This is a genomic window from Streptomyces sp. CBMA123 (assembly GCF_014596465.1).
GTDB lineage: Bacteria > Actinomycetota > Actinomycetes > Streptomycetales > Streptomycetaceae > Kitasatospora.
Genome location: NZ_MECK01000281.1, coordinates 1 through 6,613, shown reverse-complemented (window position 1 = coordinate 6,613; position 6,613 = coordinate 1). Strand labels below are relative to the sequence as shown.

Here is a 6,613-nt window from a genome sequence, read left to right as displayed (position 1 = left end):
CCGGGCGCTGGCCGACGCCGGACTGCCGGCCCGGGCCGGCGCCACGGTCGCGGCCACCGAGGTGCGGCCGGCCGGCTGAGGCCGGTACGCCGGCCGGTCCGCCCTCAGCCCGCGTAGAAGTACGACCGGGCCCTGTCCACCAACTGGGCTTCCCGCCACTGGTTGTTGACCAGCCGGTAGACGGTGCCCGCCGCCACCGCGAGCACCGGCGAGGGCTGGGCCAGGATGTACCCGCGGGACTCCGCGGTCGAGATGGACTGCGGGGAGGACGGCAGGCCGTTGCCGGTCTGCAGCTGACTGTCCGTGCTCTGCGAGCCGTCGGTGCTGATGTAGTAGAGCTGCTGGGGGCGGTCGGCCTCCTTGCCGAGCACCAGCAGCTGGTCGGTCTCCGCCCAGGACACTGAGGCGACGTCGACCAGCGACGGCGCCGCCGGGCGCACCCCGGTGATCCGCACGATCGGCGCGGCCGGCGTGCCGCCGTGCTCCACCAGCCCGAACATCAGTGAACTGCCGTTCACCCCGGGCGACTTGACCACCAGGGCGATCCGAGCGCCGTCCGAGGAGAGCTTCAGCGCCTGCACCCCCTGCACCGGCTGCCCGGTCTGCGCGGTCACCGGCACGGTGGACGACTTGCCGCCGCGCACCGTCACCACCCGCGGGCCCTGCGGATTGCGGTCCACCACCCAGAGGTCGCCACGGCCGTCCCAGCTGGGCGAGGCGAGGCCGTCGTCCTTGGCGCCCGCCTTCGCCGGGGAGCTGAGCACGGGTTCGGGCAGCGCCACCGTGCCGGGCTGCAGCGGCACCGAGTAGAGCTGGTGGCCGTCGTCCGAGATCGCGGCGGCCTGGGCGCCGTCCCGGCTGACCGCGACGGTGCCCAGCTGGGGCGCGCCGTTCACGTGCGGCTTGCCGAGCACCCCGGGCACCGGGTCGCCGCCGCGCCCCTCGTCGGCCGCCATCAGCACGCCGTTGTCGGCGCGCTGGTAGTACTGCTGCACGGGCAGCCGGCCGGCCAGCGCGCCGGGGCCGACGGCCGGGTCGTCGGTGCGGCTGGCCGTGCAGGAGCCCCGCTGGCCCTTCAGTTCCAGCCGCTCGACCTGCCCCTTGCCCTGGTCGGCGAAGGTGTAGAAGAGCTGGGTGGCCATCCGGCGGCAGGCCATCGCGTCGCCGAGGTCGGCGCCGCCGAGCTGCACGTGGGCGATCCGGCTGTCGTCGATGGTCACCTTGTCGACCGTGGTGCTGCTCGGGAAGGCCGTCCGGGCCACCGGCGAGAGCCAGTTCGAGGGCCCCGCGACCAGCGCCTTGGCGGCCGAGGCCAGTGGGTCGACCCGGCGCCGCAGGTAGATCGGGTCGGCGATCAGCACCTCCTGGCCGCCGCTGCCGGCGGGGGGCGAGGACGGGTCGGGGGCGGTGTAGAAGAAGCGCTCGACCTGCCGGAAGCTGTTCCGGAAGTTGGTCTCGTTCATGATCACGCCGGGCGGCAGCTTGGCGATCCGCCACTCGCCGTCCTCACGCGTGAAGGTGAAGTCGAAGACGTTGTTGTTCTGCCCGGTGACCAGCAGGTACGAGTGCTTCTCGTCGACCTTGGCGACCAGCTGACCGGACACCGTCTCGGAGTACTCGGTGTCCTTGTCGCCGACCACCTGGTCGGACGGGATCTTCGTGGCGGAGAGCACCTGGATGCCCGCGTCCGGGTTCCAGGTCGCGGCGGCGTGCTCGGTGAGGTACTTGCGCGCGGTCTCGTACCCCTCGTCCGCGGTCACCGCGTCCAGGAACCCGGTCAGCAGCTCGCGCGGCTTGGCGCCCTTGCCGGGCGCCACCGGGAAGACCCTGGCCTGCAGGTTCTTGTCGGCCGAGCCCTGGGACAGCTCCACCTTGGTGATGCCGCCGGAGTCCGGCATGGCCGCGCAGCCGCTCGCCACCAGGGCGCCGAGCACCACGCCGGCCACCGCCACGAGCCGTGGCTCAGTCCTGTTGCTCGTCCTTCGCACGCTGCGACCCCTCCAGGTCCGTCCCACCCGTCGCGTCCGGTTCCGCCGTCCGCTGTGCCACCGACGGCCGTCCGCGCGTCGGGTCCACCATGACCTGGGCGCCGGTGGCGCCGTAGCCGGCTCCCACGGTCCGCACGTCCGAGGGGTCCGAACGCGGCCCCTCCGGCATCCGGCTCCGCCCCAGCCCGGGGCCGATGTTCAGCACCCCGCCGAGCCCGCTGCCGAGCCCGTTGCCGGCCCCCTCCGGCGCCTCGGCCGGCTCCTCGGCGGCGGTCATCGCCGTGGAGCCCGCCGGGGCGATCGCCCGCCGGTACGGCGTGCCGTACGCGCCCAGGCCCCGGTTGTTGCGGGAGTCCTCCGGCTCCAGCCGGAACGGCGCCCGGTTGATCTCGCCGCCCCGGGTGCGCGGCAGGGTGAGCCGGAAGTGCGAGCCGCCGCCGGGCTCGCCCCAGGCCTGGAGCCAGCCGCCGTGCAGATGGGCGTCCTCGACCGCGATGGACAGGCCCAGGCCGGTACCGCCGGTGGTGCGCACCCGGGACGGGTCCGCCCGCCAGAAGCGGTGGAACACCCGGGAGGCCTCGCCCGGCTTGAGGCCGATGCCGTAGTCGCGCACGCCGACCGCGACCGCGCCGTCCGCCGAGCCCAGCCGGACCACGACGTCGCGGCCCTCGCCGTGCTCCAGCGCGTTGACCACCAGGTTGCGCAGGATGCGCTCGATCCGGCGGGAGTCCACCTCGGCCAGCACCGGCTCGCCGTCACCGCGGATCACCACGGTGCTGCCCTTGGCGTCGGCCAGCGGGTCGGCGGCCTCCACCACCCGGGCGACGATCTCGCGCAGGTCGACCGGTTCGGCGTCCAGGATCGCGGCGCCGGCGTCGAAGCGACTGATCTCCAGCAGGTCGGCCAGCAGCGACTCGAAGCGGTCCAGCTGGCCCTGCAGCAGCTCCGCCGAGCGGGCCGCCATCGGGTCGAGGTCCTCGCGGCTGTCGTAGATCAGGTCGGCGGCCATCCGGACGGTGGTCAGCGGGGTGCGCAGCTCGTGCGAGACGTCCGAGACGAAGCGCCGCTGCACCCGGGACAGCTCCTCCAGCTGGCGGATCTGCGCCTGCAGGGCGTTGGCCATCCGGTTGAACGACTCCCCGAGGCGGGCGATGTCGTCCGTCCCGGTCACCTTCATCCGCTCTTCCAGGTGCCCGTCGGCGAGCCGCTCGGAGATGCCGGCGGCCATCCGCACCGGGGTGACCACCTGGCGCACCACGACCCAGGCGATGCCGCCCATCAGGATGACCACGAAGACGCCGGCGGTCGCCAGGGTGCCGGTGATCAGGTTGAGGGTGTCGGTCTCCTGGCCGAAGGAGAACACGTAGAACAGCTGGTAGCTGGTGTCGGCCGGGCCGACGAACTGCATGCCGAGGGCCAGTCCGGGCTCGCTCTTGCCGCCGGCCTCGGGCGAGCGGTGGATCCGGGTCGGCTGGTCGAACATCTGGCCGGGCTCTGCGAAGAGCTTGGCGCGCAGGGTGTCCGGGACGCTGCTGGGCTGGATGTCGCCCGAGTAGCGGGGCGCGAAGCCGGCGCTGTCCGGGACGACCGTCCCGGTGCCGGGGGCCATCGCGATCACCGAGTAGACCGTCTGCCCGCTCGCGGCCAGGTCGTTGACCTGGCGCAGCAGCCAGGTGCCGGTCTCGCCGGTGGTCGGGTCGACGGCGCCGCGCAGGGTCTGGTCCCGGGCCTCGTCGATCTTCTTCTGCTCGACCTGGAAGCCGATCCGGGCCTGCGCCCGGGCCGCGTCGATCTTGGTGTCGAGCAGGCCGGTGCGCACCTGCGCCACCACGACCACGCCCAGCACCAGGACCACCGCGATGGAGGCCAGCAGGGACACCGCGACCACGCGCACCTGGATCGACCGGCGGTACAGCGCGCTCACCCGGCGCGCGGGCCGCCGAAACTGACGCTTCATCAGACCGAACATTCCGGACGGGCCGCGGCGGCGGCGGGTGGTCGAACTCAGCACGTCCCCGCGCACGGCCCCCGCCCCGTCGGTCGCGGTACCCGACGGGGTGCCCTCAGCCCGGTCCGTCACCTCAGCTGGGTCCGGCCTTGTAGCCGACGCCGCGGACGGTCACCACGATCTCGGGGCGCTCCGGATCCTTCTCGATCTTGGACCGCAGGCGCTGCACGTGGACGTTGACCAGGCGGGTGTCCGCCGCGTGGCGGTAGCCCCAGACCTGCTCCAGCAGCACCTCCCGGGTGAACACCTGCCAGGGCTTGCGAGCCAGCGCGACCAGCAGGTCGAACTCCAGCGGGGTCAGCGGGATGCTGCGCCCGTCCCGCTTCACCGAGTGGCCGGCCACGTCGATCACCAGATCGCCGATGGTCAGCTGCTCGGGCGTCGGCTCCTCGGCCCGGCGCAGCCGGGCACGCACCCGGGCCACCAGTTCCTTGGGCTTGAACGGCTTGGTGACGTAGTCGTCGGCGCCGGACTCCAGGCCCACCACCACGTCGACCGTGTCGGTCTTCGCGGTCAGCATGACGATCGGGACACCCGACTCCGCCCGGATCTGGCGGCACACGTCGATGCCGTCCCGGCCGGGCAGCATCAGGTCGAGCAGGACCAGATCGGGCTTGCTCTCCCGGAACGCGGCTAGCGCCTTGTCCCCATCCGCGACGAAAAACGGCTCAAAACCCTCACCACGCAGCACAATGCCGAGCATCTCGGCCAGTGCGGAGTCGTCATCAACGACGAGGACGCGTCCCTTCATGGGTCCATCTTCTCATTACCGGATTGTGACCTGCCGCACAGCAGTGCCAATGCTCCACAACGGCCAACTCCCCCGCCGTCGAATTCCGGCCATACCGGGCGAATAACCCCCGTCGGAGTGCCGCCGAACCGTCCGGAACCCGCCGTCCGACCCCCCGGTGGCCCCCGTTGCCGATCAGCAACCGGATACCCCTGGGGCGTCTCCGGGCCCCATGGCACGATGGGCGCTGCGCGCGGGCGAAAGATCCGCCCGGAGCCGCGCCCAGGACGCCCCTCCGAGGAGCAGTGATGACCGACACTCCGGGCTGGGCCTCGCCCAGCTCGTCCGAGCCGCCCCGCGACGGCGCCCGGCCCCCGGCCGACGCGCCCGCCGCCGTGCCCGGGCCGTCGGCACCCCCTCAGGCCACCCCCGGCTCGGGCGCTCAGTACGGGCAGCCGCACCGTGGCACCCAGCCGCCCGGCCGCGACCCGTACGGCTGGGACGTCCCCCGCAGCCCCCGGCCCGGCGTCATCCCGCTGCGCCCGCTCAGCGTCGGCGAACTGCTCGACGGAGCCGTCACCACCGTCCGCCGGCACTGGCGCACCGCGCTCACCCTCTCGCTCGGCATCGCCGTGCTCGACCAGGCCGGCGCCTTCGTCGCCCAGCTGCTGGTCAAGGGCCGCACCGGCGCCTCCACCCAGCTCCTCACCCTGCTCGTCAGCCTGCCGCTGACGCTGCTGCTCGACGCGCTCGCCGTGGCCCTGCTCACCATCGTGGTCAGCCGCGCCGTCCTCGGCCGGTCGGTAACCGCCGGGGACGCCTGGCGCGACGCCCGCCCCCGGCTGCTGCAGCTGCTCGGACTCACCGTGCTCACCACCCTGATGAGCGTCGGCGTGATGCTGCTCGGCTTCACCCCGCTGCTCGGCTACCTGGCCGGCGGCACGGACAGCCCCAGCACCACGGGCCTGCTGTTCCTGGTCGGCCTGCTGAGCGTCCCGGTCGGCATCTGGCTGCTGATCCGCTACAGCCTGGCCGCCCCCGCGCTGATGCTGGAGAAGCAGGGCGTGCTGACGGCGCTCTCGCGCTCCCGGCGACTGGCCCGCGGCTCCTGGTGGCGGATCCTCGGCATCGTCCTGCTGAGCCGGGTCCTGGCCGGGATCGTCGGGGTGACGCTCGCCATCCCGTTCCGCTTCATCGGCCTGGTGCTCGGCTTCGGCTCCATGGACCGCCTCGGCGACACCGCCAACGAGTCCATCGGCATGATGGTGATGACCGCGATCGCCGGGATCATCGCCTCCGCGCTGTCCACCCCCTTCCTCGCCGCCGTCGGCGTGCTGGTCTACATCGACCAGCGGATCCGCCGCGAGGCCCTGGACATCGAGCTGGCCCGCGCCGCCGGACTGGCCGAGCAGGGCGGCACCGGCTGGAGCGACCACCCCGACCAGACCCCGGCGAGGCGCTGAACCGGATGCCTATCTGGGGGGACAGGCTCCTCGCCGCCGGCGGCGCCCCGGTCACCGTTCCGCGTGACCCGGCCCGTGACGCCGCCCGCGACGAGCTGCTCAACGCCGAGTACCACAAGAACGACCCGAGCATCCTGGAACGCGTCGTCGACTGGATCTGGGACCACATCGACCGCGCCGTGGGCACCATCTCCGCCGGCGGCACCGACGGCAGCACCGGCCTGGTGCTCTTCCTGATCGTCGCCGTGGTGATCGCCGCCGCCGTCTGGTGGCGCCTCGGCGCACCCAAGCGCGCCGCCCGCACCGTCATCGGCGTGTACGGCGCCGACGGCCCCCGCAGCGCCGCGCAGTACCGCACCGACGCCGCCGGGCACGCCGCCGCGGGGCGCTGGGCCGAGGCCGTCCGTGAGCAGATGCGCGCGCT

Annotated in this window: 4 protein-coding genes and 1 pseudogene; 2 read left to right on the top strand and 3 right to left on the bottom strand. The window is 73.4% G+C overall.

All coding sequences use genetic code 11. The features are described from left to right. Positions 1 to 104: 104 nt before the first annotated feature. The 3 genes from BG452_RS27295 to mtrA form a co-directional block, all read right to left on the bottom strand. Positions 105 to 1,952: an LpqB family beta-propeller domain-containing protein gene (locus tag BG452_RS27295; protein WP_188307015.1), complete on the bottom strand. Its 1,848-nt coding sequence runs from the start codon at positions 1,950 to 1,952 to the stop codon at positions 105 to 107. 10 nt (positions 1,953 to 1,962) lie between these two features. Next, positions 1,963 to 3,945, bottom strand: a complete 1,983-nt coding sequence (gene mtrB / locus BG452_RS27290) for an MtrAB system histidine kinase MtrB (protein WP_223242794.1) — start codon at positions 3,943 to 3,945, stop codon at positions 1,963 to 1,965. Positions 3,946 to 4,069: 124 nt separating this feature from the next. After that, positions 4,070 to 4,747, bottom strand: a complete 678-nt coding sequence (gene mtrA, locus BG452_RS27285; protein ID WP_030283937.1) for an MtrAB system response regulator MtrA — start codon at positions 4,745 to 4,747, stop codon at positions 4,070 to 4,072. A 287-nt stretch (positions 4,748 to 5,034) separates the two neighbouring features. On the opposite strand from mtrA, the gene BG452_RS27280 reads away from it, so the two are divergent. Next, positions 5,035 to 6,189, top strand: coding sequence for a hypothetical protein (locus BG452_RS27280; protein WP_188307014.1), 1,155 nt, complete (start codon positions 5,035 to 5,037; stop codon positions 6,187 to 6,189). A 5-nt stretch (positions 6,190 to 6,194) separates the two neighbouring features. Then, positions 6,195 to 6,613: pseudogene (locus BG452_RS27275) on the top strand (hypothetical protein); the annotation flags it as partial.

Excerpts from the sequence above, each read along its gene's own strand:
- mtrB (WP_223242794.1), bottom strand. The coding sequence starts at position 3,945 with ATGAAGCGTCAGTTTCGGCGGCCCGCGCGCCGGGTGAGCGCGCTGTAC.
- mtrA (WP_030283937.1), bottom strand. The coding sequence starts at position 4,747 with ATGAAGGGACGCGTCCTCGTCGTTGATGACGACTCCGCACTGGCCGAG.
- BG452_RS27280 (WP_188307014.1), top strand. The coding sequence starts at position 5,035 with ATGACCGACACTCCGGGCTGGGCCTCGCCCAGCTCGTCCGAGCCGCCC.